Raw genomic sequence first — 17,188 nt, forward strand, 5'->3', positions numbered from 1 at the left:
GGCCGCTTTTGGCACCACTTAGTCAGATTTGGCTGTAGTTTGCAAAAAAATTGGGTGGTCAAAGAGGCTTTAACAGTCTGGAGGTTAGATTCAAAAATGTGAACTTGAAACTTAAGGTTCCGAAACTGTCCGCCGATGTCTTTCGCGGCCTGACTGGGTAGCGCCGCTGTAAAAAGAATATAACTAATAAGCTCAGATCGCGTTGGTAACTAATCCGAATTTCATATCCGTATCATATGGTTATCCCAACGTAAATTAGTTGAACGGTTTAACTGGTGCGATGTGGTCGATAGGCTTGCTAACACACCTGCTCCAGATGAAATTATAACGCCCTTCTGATAGGCCGCAACGCCACTTGCATCCATAAGTTCTATGCTAGATATCAATCCCTGTCCTGCGGCGTCATAAATTTGCACGGTTCCTCCTCTTGGAGAAGTAGCAACGATGCCATGCTCATCGCCTGTGAAAGCAATACTGCCAACATAGCCGTCCATTTGCCTTAGAAGCAGGGGCGGTACATCAATTGTCTTTGGCACCGAGCCCCGCCTATGCAGAGCTACCGCTGGCGGCAGATCTGCGCCACCTTGCCATTGCATTCCAAAGGCAACATTACCCGCAGCAGAAACGGCCAAGTGGCGTATCGAGTTTTTATGCCATTCCGAACCGAGCGTGGCGACCTCAACAACCAATCCATTTTCAATATAGGAAAGATTGGGTGCCATATCCGGGATGTTTAGCTTTGTCCTTCCGGTGTCTGGATGCGTATCTATGCCCCCGTTTGCAACAACCAAAATATCTGTCTCTGGCAGTCGTTTTATGTCATGCGGACCGATGCCACCACTGTTGAATTCAGTGATCCGTTTATACCCGTTTCGCGCATCCCAGACACCGACAATACCTTTGCCTGCTTCATAATCATTCTCTGTCGTAAACAGCCAGTCGCCATTTCGGCTGAACACTCCATGACCGTAGAAATGTCGCCCCTTCGGCGAAGTTAACTTTGCCTTCGGCCGCCTTATCAAACAGTCAACAACCAAAGCGAATGTACCGGGGCGGCGGGCAAAGGCAACGGCTTCAGGCCTGAGTGGATGTGCTGCAGCGGCATGCCCTCGGGCCGGCAGCGGAATTTGAAATAGGGTTTTGAGGTTTACCCCAATACCGCAGAGTAGATAAGAGCCGTCCGTTTGAGCTGCAGAAGACAGATAAGCAGGTGATCCTATTTCAGCCCAAGTCGGGTTGGGCGATAGACCTGTAGCCAGTAATCCTGCCAGAAACTGCCGCCGGGTATTCATATCAGTCACCATCCATCGCGTTAAATCCTGCAATAACACCCAGTTCAGGACCAAGTTCGTCGCGAACAATTTTACGTATAGCGTCAACAGATTGTTGGACGATTTCCACTTTAATCCGTGTCTGCGTTTCGGCCACACTTGCAAATATCGGATCATCTAAATTTGCAAGTTGCAATAGGGCGCGCTCAAATGCCAACCCCAAACGGTGCTCTAACGGACTGCCCGTTGGGGCAAGTTTGATGGCAATATCCCGTAGAGCTGACAGAGAAATGGCAATATGGTGACTAGATCGACCCGAGCGCCACGCCTCTGCCCGCCGTGGCCTTGGGCGGTCAAATGTGCCCAATGGGCGGCCCAGTCGTGTATCAGATGTGAACTGAAGGCCGGTTGACAACGCTTTGAAAAGCTCCTGAATAGCCTCTTCTTCAGATCTATAGCGGCCTTTAAGTGTGGGCATAAGCATGCTCACCGCATATTCATTTTTCCAGTCCGTATAGATGCTATCTGCAAGAAATTGGATATCTTTAGCTATGATTTTAATAAGATCGCAGCGATAGTGTTCTTCACCTTCAACGCTCAAAACTGGATCGTAAATCAAAAATTCCAACGCATAGAATCCACGCGCAGAGATTGACACTTCAGCATAGTCTTCAACCGCTTCGATAATTGGATCTTTGCTGTGTATCAATGCTTTGAGAGCTTTGGGGGTATACCCGCGAGGGTCTGGCCAAAATGCCAAGGCATATGCACGATCATCAATTTCTGAGGGACCAAACCGAAGGTGCGAAACTGCTATCCAGGCATCAAAGGCATTTGCGTAGGCAGCGTGTAAAGGCGCCGAGCCTGCGGTGCAATTTTTCTGAGCAATTTGAGCTAAATTTGCCGACTGATTTGCAAGTATTTCAAAACCGGGAAGAATATGGTCACCCACAATGCCCTTTGTGCGCTCGGCCTCTTTTTGTCCAAAGGCTAAGGTGGCACAAGAAGCGCAAATGATTGCAAAGATGACTTTTTTCATAGGCTTTCCAGAAATGTAATTAAGGCATCACGATCCACTTTCGGCATTTCAATCACCGCATCGCGTTGATCTTGAGCTTCTCCTCCATGCCATAAAACTGCTTCTAACAAGGACCGTGCCCGACCGTCATGCAAGAAATAACTGTGCCCGCTTACCTGCTTGGTTAACCCAATCCCCCACAGTGGCGCCGTGCGCCATTCGCGCCCCGTTGCTCTGGCTTCGGGACGGTTGTCCGCCAACCCCTCTCCTAGATCATGCAGCAGCATGTCTGAATAGGGCCAAATCAATTGAAAGCTCTGCGCGGGGCGATCTTTCAGTCTATGAGTAACAAAGCTCGGTTGATGACAGGCTGTGCAACCCGTCGTATAGAATACCTTTTTGCCGTTAAGCACTTTGGGATCATCTACATCTCGGCGCGCCGGAACAGCGAGATTGCGGCTGTAAAAGGTCACAAGATCAAGCCCCTTATCGTCAATTTCAGTGCCTTGTCCCCCTTGATCCCCGTGCAATGCATTTTGGCAGTCTACTTGCAGCTTGGTACACTCCCCTGCCGCTTTTGGAAAAAGAGTAGATGAGATGCCAATATCCCCTGAAAAGGCCACGGCGGCTTGTTCACGAAGGGTCGGCGATCCCGCCTTTAGGCCAAACCGCCCCACCATCGGCTGGTCGTATTCCACTGACCACACAATATTGGCACGCCCCGAGATACCATCGCCATCAGCGTCCTTTGGATCAGTGAGCGCCAAAATATCTGCTGCAGGAACAGCCTCAAGCAATCCCAACCCGATCATTTGTGGCGCAACGCGGGGGCTAAACATGGCATCAGGGTGCATTGGACCATATCCAAGATTGGTAGCCTGATAGGTTGGGTGCCGCAGTGAGGCCATCTCTCCTTCTGAAAGTGCGATGGGCTCTTCTTTATAATGCACGGCAAGTTTATATTCAGCCGGATGCCCCTGAACAGAAAAATCCTGCATTTGCAATCCATAGGTGGGTTCAGGAAGGCTGGCCAGATACCCTTCAATTTCTATGCTCATATCCGCATTGTTGTCGGGTATTGAAACCCTCAATAACATGGATATTGCATTTTGGTCGTCAAGTTCGGGTGGGTGGCCACGGCCGTCTTTGATATGGCAGCGCTGGCAGGACCGTGCATTAAACAATGGGCCCAGCCCATCAGATGCAAGAGTTGACGCAGGCGATGACACCCAAAGCTTTCGAAATAATCCATTGCCAACTTTAAAAGTAAGCTGATCTTCAAAACGAAGGTTGCGCGATGATTGGGAAAACGCATCTGCATTGCGGCGCACTCGAACCGTCGCAGCACCAGCAGAGGAGGCTTCAAACTTGCTGGGCGCGGAAAAGTCTGTGGCCAGCGCTGTGACCTTTGAAATACGCTCGACTTCATCTTTGGTGCGCGGAATGATATTTAAATGTGGATCGTCAAAAGGGTCAGCCGTTAAGGCTGACCCTAAAGATGTGATCACGCCGGTAATGGTGATCAAAAGTGCTTTAACGTATGACTTCACAACCCGTTATTGAAACACAGCTTCCGGATCATCAAGACTATCTGAACCTTCAAACGCGATTTCGTCTAAGCCAAGTGCAGCGACAATGCGTTCAATTGACCGGGTTTGATCTATCAACCCGTTCACTCCGCCCATTACCAAAGATTCGCCTGCTGCATTGCCACGCTCGAGCATTTGATCATAACTAAAACCAGCTTCCGCCGTGGTTTTGATCAGGCCAAGTGCCATCATTGTTGCCGAAAGTTTGCTGCGCATCTCTGCATCTAGTGATGCATCTTTGGCTGCAACCATATCGGCCAAGGATGGACCAGTAACCACGGTGCCATCAATACGCACGTAAGAACCAAGGTAGACGTTCTGAACGCCTAAGCCATCAAAGTAGTGGCTGTTATGAGTATTATCTGAAAAACAATCGTGCTCTTCTTCAGGATCGTTCAGCATAAGGCCAAGACGCATCCGTTCGCCAGCCTGTTCACCATAAGAAAGCGACCCCATACCGGTCAGAATTGCAGAAAGGCCTACGTCTTGATTTACCACCAACTCGGCGCGGCCCGCTCCGCCTTCTGTCCATTGTGCGGCCATCCATTCAAGATCAGATACCAAAAGATCAGTAGCAGCTTTAAGATATTCCCCGCGGCGATCACAATTGTCGTTTGTGCAAGCATCTCCAGCAGCAAAATCCGTCCAAGGGCGCGCACCTGCGCCATTGCCGTGACCATTCAGATCCTGTCCCCACAATAGAAACTCTACCGCGTGATAGCCCGTAGCCACGTTGGATTCGACGCCATCAGCTTCATGCAGAGTTTCAGACAGCAGAGTTGGAGTAATCGTTGTTGCATCAATTTGAGAACCGGAAAGTGTGAATTTAGGGCTCGCAACGACATTTAGGGCCGCATATTCGTTCTCGTCTGATGGGCCTCCATAAGAGGCATCGACATAATCAATCAAGCCTTCATCTAAAGGCCATGCGTTTACCTTTCCCTCCCAATCGTCAACAATTGCATTGCCGAAACGATATACTTCGGTTTGCTGGTACGGAATTCTTGATTTCAACCAGGCCTCTTTCGCAGCCTGCAATGCCTCAGCAGACGGATTATCCAGCAGAGCATTTACCGATGCTTGCAGAGACTGAGCTGTAATTAGACTATCGTGATACTTGGCTGCAGCGATATCAGCATATGTTTCTAAAACATCGGACTTATCAATCGCAAGGGCTGAAGTGGCCATGGGTATAACCATCGCCGTAGCGATTAGGTGTGCAGATTTCATGAGTGTATTCCTTTAAATGTATGAGGTAAAAAAGGGATGGGTTTAAATTTTGGCCCTCGCCAAGATCATATATAATAACTTGCAGAAAGTTGTTTACTAATTTTGTCAGGAATGGCAAGTATTAATTTTTTTGAACGCCCTTGCATGTCTGACGTCAAAGCCATCCGACATAGACAATAAAAATCTTTTGATCTGCCCAAAAAAAACAGGGGTCTGCAGAACTCTAATTACTTATGCTCTCATTCAAGTTCTTTATGGTGTTTTTTTAATCATAAAGCATATAAAAAGCGATTGGAGCAAAGACTGGTTTATTCTCTCGATAATTGTGGACATAGAGATACTGGATGTAAGTAATAACTTCGATGAACCAGAAACCCTCGCTTGTTTAACCTTTGTCTCTTTCCGTTAGGCCCAAACTTTAGACGCAGTCAACAAATAGGATTCTCTAGAAAGGTAAGCCCTTCAAGCGGATCCCCGTAGTGAATATTTAACTTTTCCCAAAACTTTTACGTCGATTAATTTGGTTTTAATCTGTATAGGGCGACGATTACCAACTTCTCGGTTCAGATAGCGGCTCTTGTTAGGCGTGGTGCAGAATTTGAGCTCATAAGGGGTTGCAAATTTACTTGGCCTGATAAAGATGCGATCTTCGAGGCCCGCAGCCGGGCCTAAAGCTTGGCGAGCCGAAGTGCATAAGCCTCAACAATTATTTACGAGAGATGAATGAAGATAGTTTTGGTCGAACCAGAGATTCCGTTCAATACCGGTGCCATTGGTCGAACCTGTGTTGCGCTCGATCTTGAACTTATTTTGATAAAGCCATACGGGTTTTCGATTGATGAGAAAACAGTTGCTAGGGCTGGCACACGATATTGGGAGCACGTGAAGCTTCTCGAGTATTCGAACTGGCAAAGCTTTCTGAAACACGAAAGACCATCAACTAACCGTTTGTATTTTTTTGAAGAGGACGGAGGTCAAAGTTTTTATGCCCCGGAATATAAGAAAGATTCTTATCTCGTTTTTGGCTGCGAGTCCAAAGGACTGCCAAAAGAAATTTTAAATGGGATGGAAGACCGCGTATTCAAATTGCCCATGCGAAATCCAGTGGTAAAGTCACTCAACCTCGCAAATGTCGCAACAGCTGTTGCTTACCAAGCTTTGCGCACGCAACTGGGGGGCTAATTTGCGGTTTCAGTCTTTGCGACATAGAACTGACATATAAATAGTATATAAACCCGTGCGATGATGGATAAATTAAATATGTCAGTGACTGATGCTGCGCCCTATCTAGCAGGCCTACCTATTGCAGCCATTGCCATCGATGCATCCGAAAGGGTTGTGGCGATGAACCCAGTGGCGATAAACCTATTAGGTGAGGGACTTATCAACCGCCATTACATCAGCGTGCTGCGGCAGCCTGCTATCCTTGAGGCGGTGGAAGCAACAATTCAAGACAGAGCGATACGAAATAGCCGCTTCTTAAGCAGTGAAAGCGGTCGCGACACTGCCTTTAACGTAACATGTTATGCCATTTTGGATAACTACGTCATCGTTTGTTTTGAAGATCAAACAGATATTGAACAGGTTGTTCAAATGCGGCGGGACTTTGTGGCAAATGTAAGCCATGAGTTGAAAACTCCCCTGACCGCAATGATGGGCTTTATCGAGACCTTGCAAACCACTGCGCGCGATGACGCGCAAGCGCGCGAGCGGTTTTTAACCATTATGACCTTGGAAACACAGCGCATGAATCGGCTGGTTGGCGACCTTTTATCCTTGTCACGTGTTGAAGCCGATGAGCGCATGCGCCCGACCACATCACTTGAGGTTAAAGATCTTATTCAGGCGGCCTTAAACGCGCTTGCGCCGCTGGCCCAAGACCATAACGCACAGGTGAACTTTGACGTTCCAGAAGACCCCATAGAAATTTTTGCAGATAAAGATCAATTACAACAAGTTTTCACAAATCTTATTGAAAATGCGATCAAGTATTCTGGAAAAAGCGCTCAAGTTGGTATTGAGCTTGGCGCGCCCGAGTACGACCAAAGGTTGGGGGAAACTGCGGTTACGATTACAATTACTGATAATGGACCAGGAATAGACCCTATTCACCTTCCCAGATTAACAGAGCGATTTTATAGAATTGATAATCACAGATCTCGTGAACTGGGCGGCACAGGCCTAGGTCTGGCGATTGTTAAACACATTCTTAATCGCCATCGTGGCCGTTTAGAAATTGACAGTTCTTTGGGACAAGGCAGCCAGTTTTCTGTAATTTTGCCCAGCGCTTAAAAAAGGCCTGCTGATCAGTTTTAGGATGACGCAGAAATTTTTCATCCCAGGGTTGGATGTCATAAATCTGTTACAAAACTGTCGCAAAAGCATTGCAAGTTCACAATAGACAGCGAGTCGTTAGCTCGACGGCCGTCGGGCGGTCGTGATAACCTAATTTGGAGTCATCCTATGTCTTTTGTAAAATACTCTATTGGCGCTGTTGCAGCTGTTGCCGTTTCAACAGGTTTTGCTTCGGCCCGTGATAATGTACATGCTGCCGGGTCATCAACAGTGCTACCTTATGCGACTATCGTTGCCGAAGCTTTTGGCGAAAACTTTGATTTCCCGACACCATTGATCGAGTCTGGCGGATCAGGTGCAGGCCGTAAAAAACTATGTGAAGGTGTCGGCGCAAACACAACAGATATCGCAAACTCATCTAGCCGTATCAAACAAAGTGATATTGATAACTGTGCTGCCAATGGCGTAACAGAAATCATGGAAGTGCGTATTGGCTACGACGGGATCGTTTTTGCCAGTCGCCTTGAAACCAAAGGTTTCGAAGATTTGACGCCAATGCACATCTATTTGGCTGCAAGTGACAAGTCGAGTGCGACAAACTGGAAAGACGTCGATCCAAATATGCCAGATCGTGAAATCATGTTGTTCATTCCTGGAACCAAGCACGGTACACGCGAAGTTTTTGAGAAAAAAGTGATGCTTGAGGGGTGTAAAGCTGCGGGCTCATATGATCTCTTCTTCGATCAAAATGGCGGCGATAAGAAAAAAGCGCAGAAAGAGTGCTATAAAGTGCGTACCGATGGCCGCTCGGTTGATATTGACGGTGATTATACCGAAACTTTGGCCCGCTTGGCTTCAAATCCAAATGGTATCGGCGTATTCGGGTTAAGCTTTTTGCTAAACAACACTGGCACAATCTACGCTGCCAAAATCAACAGTATCGTAGCATCAACTGAAACCATTGCCTCAGGTGTTTATCCGGTTTCTCGTCCGCTGTACTTCTATGTAAAGAACGCACATTTGGACGTGATCCCGGGCCTGCAAGAATATATCGAGTTTTTTGTAAGCGACGATATTGCTGGCCAAGACGGACCTTTGTCTGAATATGGTTTGGTCTCTGATCCGGAACTTGCTGCAACTCAGGACATGGTTGCAAACCGAGTTCCAATGGGGCCTTTGGATTGATCGCCAAAAATAGACAAAATCAGGGAGCGCTTGTACCTCGGGCGCTGCTTTTACTTAAGGGCAAACTATGAATTCTTTAATTGTCTTTAATCTTATCGTTTCAGTCTTTGCGTTTTTTGTCTGCAGAGAAAAGGCATCCCGACTTAGGGAAAAACACGCGCTTCTAGTTGCTTCAAACACCCATTGGGGGTGGTACGGATTTTTAAGTGTTTCCATCCCAACTTTAGTTCTTGGAGTGTTGATCCATTATGCTGGTATATATTTTATAAACAGCGGAATAAGGTCGTCTTCGGCGTTGGAATTTGCATCGCACGCGGAGTATTTACTGGTAAAGGAAAATGTCACCGCATCCATTGGGCTATTCCTTAATGAGATTTCTCAAACCCGCTTTCTGAGCTCTTTTATTATTATCATTTCATATTTTGTGAGCGGAATTGAAACGACAATTGTACTCGTTCAGTCAGATACTACAATTGAGCATCTCGATTTAGTTGTCGGTGCAATAAAAACTAAAATATTGGCTTTAACAGCGACTATTGTACTGGGGGTTATATTTGCTCTGATACTGGCCCAAAGATCAATTAATACAGTGAGTGTAAGTTATAATGCCCGTGAGAAAGTCGAGTTTGTAATTGTCTCATTGCTTGCGTTGTCTTCATTAATTGCAGTTTTGACGACCGTTGGCATCGTGATCTCGCTTTTGTCTGAGACCGTAAACTTCGCCATGATGCATTCAATTATTGATTTTCTATTTGGAACTGTTTGGAATCCTCAGTTCACATCAGGGGAAGTAGAAGGCTATGGATCGGACTTGGGCATTCTTCCGCTTTTATGGGGTACACTCTATATCTCGTTTATTGCCTTGGCATTTTCGGTGCCAATCGGGCTGTATTCAGCCATTTATCTATCTGAATACGCCTCGGATAGGTTTCGCTCGCTTGCAAAGCCAGTGCTGGAATTGTTGGCAGGCATTCCGACAATTGTGTATGGCTTGTTTGCCCTGTTAACTGTGGGCCCGCTACTGCGCGACTCTTTTACCCAGCCCTTGGGTCTTGGATCAAATTCCGATTCTGTACTCGCTGCAGGGCTTGTGATGGGCATCATGTTGATCCCATTTGTGTCATCCTTATCAGACGATATTATTAATGCGGTTCCACAAACACTTCGAGACGGCTCATACGGGTTGGGAGCAACCCAGTCTGAAACTGTAAAGAACGTGATCATTCCCGCGGCATTACCGGGAATTATTGGCGCTGTTCTCTTGGCTGCCAGTAGGGCAATTGGCGAAACTATGATTGTCGTGTTGGGGGCAGGGGCAGCTGCGAAGCTAAGCCTTAATCCGTTAGAAGGAATGGCCACAATAACCGCAAAAATAGTGAACCAACTCACCGGCGATACAGAGTTTGAATCCCCCGAAACATTGGTCGCTTTTGCTCTGGGTCTATCGCTATTTGTAATCACTTTGTGCCTAAATGTTCTGGCTCTTTATATTGTGCGCAAGTATCGCGAAGAATACGAATAGGGATTTCAGTATGAGTTTAAAAGCCAGACAATCTAAAGAGAAACGGTTTCAATTCGCCGGCTTGGCTGCAATTTCCATCGGTTTGTTGTGCCTTGTGATGCTGTTTGCTTCGGTTCTCAGCGCAGGTCTGCCGGCGTTTCAGCAAACGTTTATAAAACTAACTTTCGATCTGCCAGCTGACAAACTTGATAAGTCCGGAAATAGAAATCCGCAAGAAATGAAAAAAGTGTCCACAATTGGATATGCCAAGGTCATTACCGAGCAATTAAAGCTCAACCTGACTAGGGCCGGTCTCGAATTTGACCAACTTAGCAAAAAAGAGCTGAAAAATATGATATCCAAAGAGGCGCCAGCGCAAGTCAGATATGCCGTTTTGGAAGATCCGTCTTTGCTAGATCGTGAATTCGAAATGGTACTGCTCGCAAACGGAAGAATTGACGGATATTACAAAGGACGGGTTAGTAAAAAAAGCGCCAAACTTGATGTGATGGTCTCTCCCAAACAGTTGGATCTGGCGGATCAAATGAAACGTATGGATATTTTGGAGACCCGCTTTAATGGGCGGTTTTTCTATTGGCCTGATGCATCCGATTTACGGCCCGAAGCGGCCGGTTTAGGTGTCGCTCTTTTAGGCTCATTTTACATGATTTTGATTGTTTTGGTGCTGGCAGTTCCGCTCTCAGTTTGCACCGCCGTATTCTTGGAAGAGTTCGCTCCGAAAAACTGGTTTACGGATTTGATTGAAATAAACATTTCAAATCTTGCGGCGGTGCCTTCAATTGTATTCGGTATTTTGGGGCTGTCACTGTTTATTAATTTCATGGACCTACCGCAGTCAGCCCCCATCGTGGGGGGGTTATGCTTGACACTGATGACCTTGCCAACGGTGATCATTGCCGCGCGAGCGTCCATAAAGGCCGTCCCCCCGTCCATAAAGGCAGCGGCTTTGGGCCTTGGTGCATCCAAAGTTCAGGCCGTCTTTCATCATGTTTTGCCTTCTGCGGCCCCAGGTATTTTAACCGGGACGATTATCGGATTGGCTCAAGCCTTGGGTGAAACAGCCCCGTTATTGCTCATTGGGATGGTGGCTTTTGTCCGAGAATACCCGGCTTTATCGCCAGAAGGTATTTTCGAGCCTGCCACTGCGCTGCCTGTTCAGGTGTTTAACTGGACAGTGCGCGGCGACCCGGCTTTTGTAGAACGCGCGTCGGGGGCAATCATTGTGCTTTTGTGTTTCATGATTACCATGAACCTCTTGGCGATTGTATTGAGAAAACGCTTTGAAAGGCGATGGTAGAAATATGCTGGATACGACAGTGGACAATATGATCGAAGAAAAGCCGAAAATAATCGCCCGCGATGTTAAGGTGGTTTACGGCGATAAAGAAGCCTTACGAGATGTCTCTTTGGATGTGATGGATAAAACTGTTACAGCTTTTATTGGTCCGTCTGGATGTGGAAAATCAACGTTTCTGCGTTGCTTTAATCGGATGAATGACACAATTGCAAATTGCCGTGTTTCAGGAAGTTTGGTTTATGATGGGCAGGAAATTAGCACCCATGACCCCGTAACCCTCCGTGCAAGTATCGGAATGGTTTTCCAAAAACCAAATCCATTTCCCAAGTCCATATACGACAATGTTGCCTATGGCCCTAAGATCCATGGATTGTCAAAAAACAAAGCTGATCTGGACGACATTGTTGAAAAGGCCCTGCGGCGCGGCGCGCTTTGGGATGAAGTGAAAGATCGGTTGCACGAGACGGGCACAGGCCTGTCTGGAGGGCAACAGCAACGTCTTTGCATCGCCCGGGCCATTGCAACAGAGCCTGAAGTTCTATTGATGGATGAGCCATGCTCGGCGCTCGATCCAATTGCGACAGCACAAATTGAAGAACTCATTAATGAATTAAAGCAAAGCTATTCGGTCGTTATTGTAACGCATTCAATGCAACAAGCCGCCCGGATTAGCCAAAAGACAGCCTTTTTCCATCTTGGGAATTTAGTCGAATATAATGACACAGGCGATATTTTCACAAAACCTTCGGACTCGCGAACCGAAAGCTATATCACCGGACGAATTGGTTAGGGAGCAAGCTGATGCAAGATAAACATATTGTCACATCCTTCGACAATGATTTGGAACGAATTCAAGCCTATATCATGAAAATGGGGGGGCTTGTTGAAGCATCAATTTCAGATGCAGCTGACTCGTTTTTGCTCCGCGATGTTGAGCTTGCAGACAAGGTAAGAGCGCGGGATGCAAATATCGACGAGCTTGAGGCATTGATAAATGACGATGCTGCACGTGTATTGGCATTAAGAGCGCCAACCGCAATTGACCTGCGCTTAATATTGTCTGTGATAAAGGTGAGCGCAAACCTTGAGCGCATCGGCGACTATTCTAAAAACATGGCAAAACGCACCAGTGTTTTGCTTCAAATGCGCGAAATTGATAACGCGTCAAGCTCACTGCGGCGCTTGGCCAAAGAAGTTGAACTAATGTTGAAAGACGCCTTGGATGCGTATATTCAAAGAGACCCTGAGCGGGCCCTAGAAGTCATCAACAAAGACAAAGATGTAGATCAAATGTACAATGGGCTATTCCGCCAGTTTTTGACATTTATGATGGAAGACCCTCGCAATATTACAGCCTGCATGCATTTACATTTTATTGCAAAAAATATCGAACGTATGGGCGATCATGTTACATCTATTGCAGAACAGGTGGTATTTTTGACCACTGGCGAACGTCCATCAGAGCCGCGGGAAAAAGAAGATCGTACTTCGCATGATGCGAAGATGAGTTTAGATATAAAAAATGGGCCATAAACATGTCTCAGCCTACTGTTTTAATTGTGGAAGACGAGCCTGCACAGGTTGAGGTCTTGGCCTATAATTTAAAGGCAGAAGGCTTTCATGTGATCACTGCAGATAATGGTGAAGATGCCCTGAGTTTGGTCCATGAATACATGCCAGATTTGATTGTTCTAGATTGGATGATGCCGCATATTTCGGGCATTGAAGTATGCCGCCGCCTGAAAACAAGGCCTGAAACCCGCTCTATTCCGATTATTATGCTGTCAGCCAGATCAGAGGAAATTGATCGGGTGCGGGGGCTTGAGATTGGGGCAGACGATTATGTGACTAAACCCTATTCAATTATGGAGCTTTTGGCGCGTGTACGTGCGCAATTACGCCGTATGCGCGCTGCCGCTGTTGGTCAGATCTTAAACTATGAAGATATCATTTTGAATGCCGAAACGCATAAAGTGTCTCGCGGCGAAAAAACTATAAGGCTTGGGCCCACTGAGTTTCGCCTGTTGAGCACATTTATGGAAAAACCTGGGCGAGTTTGGAGCCGTGACCAACTCTTAGATCGAGTTTGGGGTCGAGATATCTATGTTGATACGAGAACAGTGGATGTGCATATTGGCCGCTTGCGTAAAGCCCTTTGTCAATACGGCGGCACAGACCCGGTGAGAACAGTGCGAGGAGTAGGTTACGCTTTAGGGTCGTAACTTGTTTCTCAGTAATTGCTTTCCAAGGAAGTAAGAGTTTATCAGCCAAGTAATTGATCACGAACGATAACTTTCCCACGAGCTACTACTTGGGTCAAACTGTGTGTATGTTAACTTTGCACAGATTATTAAGTTATTTGTTTTGGGAAATTTAGCTGTGGAAGGAACCGCGGTCAGACTTGAGCGCGGTTCCTCATTAATTGCTGATCAGATATCTACAGACAACCTGAAAGAGCTGTTGCAATGTTCTGGAGCGTTTGGAAGTAGTGTGTTTTACCCAATTCTAGACCCACTCCTAGTGGATCAAGGATGCCCATTTTTACATTGGATCCGTTCGCAACGGTAGCAACGATGTTTGGATTGTATTGTGGCTCTGAAAGAATGCATGCAATACTTTGCTCGTTGATCCGGTTCTGAATCTCCGCAACCCGCGCTGGGCTAGGATCTCTTGCATCTGAAAGCGATATTGCCCCAGCAGCATAAAAATTGAAGGACTCTTCAAAATACTGATACGCATCATGAAAAACAATGAAATTGCGTCCTTTAAATGGGGAGAGTATTTCATCAATTTCAGTTGAGAGGTCACGTAGTTCTTTCTGCCCTTCGGCTGCATTCAATTTGTATTGATCTGCATTTTCCGGATCTACATTGGATAGCGCCTGCGCAATAGTGTTCAACCATACCGCTGCGTTGTCTGGTGATAGCCATACATGAGGATCATCTCCATCATGGTCATGTCCGTCGTGGTCATCATGTCCTTCGTGGTCATCATGTCCGTCGTGGTCATCATGTCCTTCGTGATCGTCATGTTCGTCGTGATCATCATGTCCTTCGTGATCGTCATGTTCGTCGTGATCATCATGTCCTTCGTGATCATCATGTCCTTCGTGGTCATCATGTCCGTCGTGATCGTCATGTTCGTCGTGATCATCATGTCCTTCGTGATCGTCATGTTCGTCGTGATCGTCATGTTCGTCGTGGTCATCATGTCCGTCGTGATCGTCATGTTCGTCGTGATCATCATGTCCGTCGTGGTCATCATGTCCTTCGTGGTCATCGTGGTCGGCATGCTCCTCGAACAAAGCTCCCTGCCGGAAAGGTAATTTTAGGATGCCCTCTGCCTCAAAAAGCTCAGTTACAACGGCATCTTTCGCCAATGTCTCTATTGCGCTTTCCATCCACGGCGTTAGGCTTTCACCTATCCAAAACACAAAGTCAGCGTTTTGTAGAGATGCGGCCTGTGAGGGACGAAGACTGTATTCATGCGGGCTAGCTCCTGCAGGAATAATGAGATCAGGTGTGCCAACCCCGTCCATCACGCGGGCCACCAGGGAATGTACTGGTGCAATATCAACAGCCACCTTGGGCGCTTCAGCTAAACTTATCCCTGCTGTGAGGGCAATAATTGAAGAAAGGGCAAACGTTTTTCTGGACATTTTTAAACTCATGTGATTGTATAACATTACATCTATTAGTAAGGGTTGGTTGATTTGGCAAGACCTAATGATGCGGGAACCAACAAATCATCTAGTGTAGTTGGTTTTGAGGCGCATGACCATACGGCATGCGTGCAAACTGCGCTGCGTATCGCGGACGAGCACTGCGCTGCTAAGGGGCTGCGCTTCACTTCTGTTCGAAGAAAGGCATTAGAAATTCTGTTGCAAGAGCATCGCGCACTCGGTGCCTATGATGTGCTTGAAAGTCTTCACGCAGCAGGGTTTGGATCTCAGCCCCCAGTGGCCTATCGGGCAATTGATTTTCTCGTTGACAACGGGTTTGCCCATAAGATCGAAAAACTGAATGCATTTGTCGCATGTAGCAAGCCGGGTGCAGCCCATTCACCAGCATTCATGATTTGCCGTACCTGTGATTTGGTGGTTGAAGGAATGTCTGGTCCGGCACGAAGTGTGCTCGGCAAGGCCGCAAATGAAGTCGGATTTACGATTGAAAAAAGCATTATAGAGGTTGAAGGCATCTGCTGCTCTTGTGCAGAGCAAGCAAGCGCGTGAGCCTTATTGAATTAAAAAATCTAAGTGTTGCATACGGCTCTAATGTAGTCTTGCAAGATGTTTCTCTGACCATAAATCAGGGGGAAATTCTAACGATTGTAGGACCCAACGGATCGGGGAAAACCACACTTTTTCGCGCATTGATTGGGTCAGTAAATCCTATGTCTGGACAGATTATCCGCGAAAGTGGTTTGGAAATTGGATATGTGCCTCAAAGGCTTCACATCGGAACCACCTTACCGATTACAGTAGAGCGTTTTTTGCGCATTCAAAGAAATAGCTCTCCGCTATCTTGCCAACAAGCTTTGGAAAAAGCTGGAATTCAGGAGCTTGCACAAAAACAGGTGTCTGACTTATCCGGGGGGCAGTTTCAACGAGTGATGTTAGCAAGCGCGTTGTTAACGCAGCCCAACCTTTTGCTGCTGGATGAGGCAACCCAAGGGCTCGATCAACCTGGCTCGGCAGATTTTTATCGCCAAATAGAAAAAGTTCGCAAAGAAACCAACTGCGCGGTTGTTATGATCAGTCACGAATTACATGTGGTGATGAGTGCGTCAGATCGAGTTATCTGCCTTAATGGACATATCTGCTGCCAAGGCACGCCTGAAATCGTTACCTCAGACCCTGAGTATCGCGCGCTTTTCGGAACGGGGACAGGCGGCCAACTTGCGTTATATCGGCACCATCATGATCATGTGCATGATGAAAAATGCGACCATGATCACTCCAAAATATTGGAGCAAAAATGAGCTTGCTTGATGATTTTATGGTGCGAGCCATATTGGCGGGCGTAGGTGTGGCCATTGCCGCTGCCCCGTTGGGCAGCTTTGTCGTCTGGCGGCGTATGGTCTATTTTGGCGATGCAACGTCCCATGCGTCCATTCTTGGCGTTGCCTTGTCTCTTGCTCTTGAGCTGTCAGTGTTTTTGGGTGTTGTGACGGTGGCTTTAGTCATGGCGATCGCTGTCACGCTGCTGTCTCGGCGAGAATACGCAATGGAAATATTATTGGGCGTCCTATCCTACAGTGCATTGGCCTTTGGGTTAGTGGCCGTTTCCTTTATTTCGGGCGTAAGGATCGATCTGATGGCATATTTGTTCGGCGATATTCTGGCAGTGTCGCGGGCGGATCTTGCGGTTATATGGCTCGGCGCACTGGCAGTTGTTGGGCTTATCGCCTACCGGTGGAAAGCACTGCTAATTTCTACGCTCAGTGAAGAGTTGGCCCACGCAAATAAGATTGACCCCAAACGCGAACAACTGATCCTAACACTTACGCTTGCAATCACAGTGGCGTTGGCCATCAAGGTTGTCGGCGCATTACTGATTGCTGCAATGTTAATCATTCCAGCTGCTGCGGCCCGCCCAATTTCACGGACGCCGGAAATGATGGCTGTTACAGCTGCAGTGATCGGCAGTGGCTCGGTCCTTATCGGGCTTTGTCTGGCTTATGTCATGGACACGCCAGCTGGGCCATCTATTGTATGCGTATCAGCACTTAGCTTCGCGGCAACCAACCTTTTAAGCCTAGCTATTAAAAGTTGATAACAGC

General features: G+C 47.1%; 16 protein-coding genes. 11 read left to right on the top strand and 5 right to left on the bottom strand.

Going from position 1 to position 17,188, the window contains the following annotated elements; translation table 11 throughout:
• Nucleotides 1-221: 221 nt before the first annotated feature.
• From GN278_03865 to GN278_03880, 4 genes are read right to left on the bottom strand one after another with little or no spacing between them, the layout of a single operon-like run.
• Nucleotides 222-1,292 carry a DUF1513 domain-containing protein gene (locus GN278_03865; GenBank protein XAT60024.1) on the bottom strand — a complete coding sequence of 357 codons (1,071 nt, stop codon included), beginning with the start codon at nucleotides 1,290-1,292 and terminating at the stop codon, nucleotides 222-224.
• Between the two features lies 1 nt (nucleotide 1,293).
• Nucleotides 1,294-2,310 (bottom strand): peptidase M75, encoded by a 1,017-nt coding sequence (locus tag GN278_03870; GenBank protein ID XAT60025.1) that lies wholly within the window; start codon nucleotides 2,308-2,310, stop codon nucleotides 1,294-1,296.
• Nucleotides 2,307-3,839, bottom strand: coding sequence for a thiol oxidoreductase (locus GN278_03875; protein ID XAT60026.1), 1,533 nt, complete (start codon nucleotides 3,837-3,839; stop codon nucleotides 2,307-2,309). Before GN278_03875 ends, GN278_03870 begins: the two co-directional genes overlap by 4 nt.
• Before the next feature lie 6 nt (nucleotides 3,840-3,845).
• Nucleotides 3,846-5,108 (bottom strand): peptidase, encoded by a 1,263-nt coding sequence (locus tag GN278_03880; GenBank protein ID XAT60027.1) that lies wholly within the window; start codon nucleotides 5,106-5,108, stop codon nucleotides 3,846-3,848.
• Between the two features lie 723 nt (nucleotides 5,109-5,831).
• Here GN278_03880 and GN278_03885 point away from each other — a divergent pair.
• From GN278_03885 to phoB, 8 genes are all read left to right on the top strand, one after another.
• On the top strand, nucleotides 5,832-6,290 hold the full coding sequence (locus GN278_03885; GenBank protein XAT60028.1) for a tRNA (uridine(34)/cytosine(34)/5-carboxymethylaminomethyluridine(34)-2'-O)-methyltransferase TrmL: 459 nt from the start codon (nucleotides 5,832-5,834) through the stop codon (nucleotides 6,288-6,290).
• A 78-nt stretch (nucleotides 6,291-6,368) separates the two neighbouring features.
• Entirely contained in the window at nucleotides 6,369-7,400 is a 1,032-nt protein-coding gene (locus GN278_03890) for a two-component sensor histidine kinase (GenBank protein XAT60029.1), read from the top strand.
• Nucleotides 7,401-7,571: 171 nt separating this feature from the next.
• Nucleotides 7,572-8,588, top strand: coding sequence for a phosphonate ABC transporter substrate-binding protein (locus GN278_03895; protein ID XAT60030.1), 1,017 nt, complete (start codon nucleotides 7,572-7,574; stop codon nucleotides 8,586-8,588).
• Between the two features lie 67 nt (nucleotides 8,589-8,655).
• Complete coding sequence (gene pstC / locus GN278_03900) at nucleotides 8,656-10,110, top strand: phosphate ABC transporter permease subunit PstC (GenBank protein XAT60031.1); 1,455 nt, start codon at nucleotides 8,656-8,658, stop codon at nucleotides 10,108-10,110.
• Complete coding sequence (pstA, locus tag GN278_03905; protein XAT60032.1) at nucleotides 10,061-11,407, top strand: phosphate ABC transporter permease PstA; 1,347 nt, start codon at nucleotides 10,061-10,063, stop codon at nucleotides 11,405-11,407. Before pstC ends, pstA begins: the two co-directional genes overlap by 50 nt.
• A gap of 4 nt (nucleotides 11,408-11,411) precedes the next feature.
• A complete protein-coding gene (locus tag GN278_03910) occupies nucleotides 11,412-12,197 on the top strand; it encodes a phosphate ABC transporter ATP-binding protein (GenBank protein ID XAT60033.1) in 786 nt (261 codons plus the stop codon).
• 11 nt (nucleotides 12,198-12,208) lie between these two features.
• Nucleotides 12,209-12,940, top strand: a complete 732-nt coding sequence (phoU, locus tag GN278_03915) for a phosphate signaling complex protein PhoU (protein ID XAT60034.1) — start codon at nucleotides 12,209-12,211, stop codon at nucleotides 12,938-12,940.
• Nucleotides 12,937-13,629, top strand: coding sequence for a phosphate regulon transcriptional regulatory protein PhoB (gene phoB / locus GN278_03920; protein XAT60035.1), 693 nt, complete (start codon nucleotides 12,937-12,939; stop codon nucleotides 13,627-13,629). The genes phoU and phoB overlap by 4 nt, the downstream gene beginning before the upstream one ends.
• A gap of 215 nt (nucleotides 13,630-13,844) precedes the next feature.
• Here the strand turns inward: phoB and GN278_03925 are convergent, their stop codons facing one another.
• Complete coding sequence (locus GN278_03925; protein ID XAT60036.1) at nucleotides 13,845-15,065, bottom strand: zinc ABC transporter solute-binding protein; 1,221 nt, start codon at nucleotides 15,063-15,065, stop codon at nucleotides 13,845-13,847.
• A 45-nt stretch (nucleotides 15,066-15,110) separates the two neighbouring features.
• Between GN278_03925 and GN278_03930 the strand changes: the two genes are divergently transcribed.
• Genes GN278_03930 through GN278_03940 form a run of 3 tightly spaced genes read left to right on the top strand, consistent with a single transcriptional unit; the run spans nucleotide 15,111 to nucleotide 17,181 of the window.
• Nucleotides 15,111-15,638 (top strand): transcriptional repressor, encoded by a 528-nt coding sequence (locus GN278_03930; GenBank protein ID XAT60037.1) that lies wholly within the window; start codon nucleotides 15,111-15,113, stop codon nucleotides 15,636-15,638.
• A complete protein-coding gene (locus GN278_03935; GenBank protein ID XAT60038.1) occupies nucleotides 15,635-16,387 on the top strand; it encodes an ATP-binding cassette domain-containing protein in 753 nt (250 codons plus the stop codon). Before GN278_03930 ends, GN278_03935 begins: the two co-directional genes overlap by 4 nt.
• 2 nt (nucleotides 16,388-16,389) lie before the next feature.
• The gene (locus tag GN278_03940) at nucleotides 16,390-17,181 is read left to right on the top strand and encodes a hypothetical protein (GenBank protein ID XAT62533.1); all 792 of its coding nucleotides are present in this window, start codon (nucleotides 16,390-16,392) and stop codon (nucleotides 17,179-17,181) included.
• The last annotated feature ends 7 nt before the right edge of the window (nucleotides 17,182-17,188 follow it).

It is taken from the genome of Rhodobacteraceae bacterium Araon29 (assembly GCA_039640505.1).
In the GTDB taxonomy this organism is placed as follows: Bacteria; Pseudomonadota; Alphaproteobacteria; order Rhodobacterales; family Rhodobacteraceae; genus CABZJG01.

What these genes read in the sequence shown, in the direction of transcription:
- phoU (XAT60034.1), top strand. Translation starts at nt 12,209, where the DNA reads ATGCAAGATAAACATATTGTCACATCCTTCGACAATGATTTGGAACGA.
- pstC (XAT60031.1), top strand. Translation starts at nt 8,656, where the DNA reads ATGAATTCTTTAATTGTCTTTAATCTTATCGTTTCAGTCTTTGCGTTT.
- GN278_03910 (XAT60033.1), top strand. Translation starts at nt 11,412, where the DNA reads ATGCTGGATACGACAGTGGACAATATGATCGAAGAAAAGCCGAAAATA.
- GN278_03890 (XAT60029.1), top strand. Translation starts at nt 6,369, where the DNA reads ATGTCAGTGACTGATGCTGCGCCCTATCTAGCAGGCCTACCTATTGCA.
- GN278_03885 (XAT60028.1), top strand. Translation starts at nt 5,832, where the DNA reads ATGAAGATAGTTTTGGTCGAACCAGAGATTCCGTTCAATACCGGTGCC.
- GN278_03865 (XAT60024.1), bottom strand. Translation starts at nt 1,292, where the DNA reads ATGAATACCCGGCGGCAGTTTCTGGCAGGATTACTGGCTACAGGTCTA.
- GN278_03925 (XAT60036.1), bottom strand. Translation starts at nt 15,065, where the DNA reads ATGTCCAGAAAAACGTTTGCCCTTTCTTCAATTATTGCCCTCACAGCA.
- GN278_03870 (XAT60025.1), bottom strand. Translation starts at nt 2,310, where the DNA reads ATGAAAAAAGTCATCTTTGCAATCATTTGCGCTTCTTGTGCCACCTTA.
- GN278_03880 (XAT60027.1), bottom strand. Translation starts at nt 5,108, where the DNA reads ATGAAATCTGCACACCTAATCGCTACGGCGATGGTTATACCCATGGCC.
- pstA (XAT60032.1), top strand. Translation starts at nt 10,061, where the DNA reads ATGTTCTGGCTCTTTATATTGTGCGCAAGTATCGCGAAGAATACGAAT.
- GN278_03895 (XAT60030.1), top strand. Translation starts at nt 7,572, where the DNA reads ATGTCTTTTGTAAAATACTCTATTGGCGCTGTTGCAGCTGTTGCCGTT.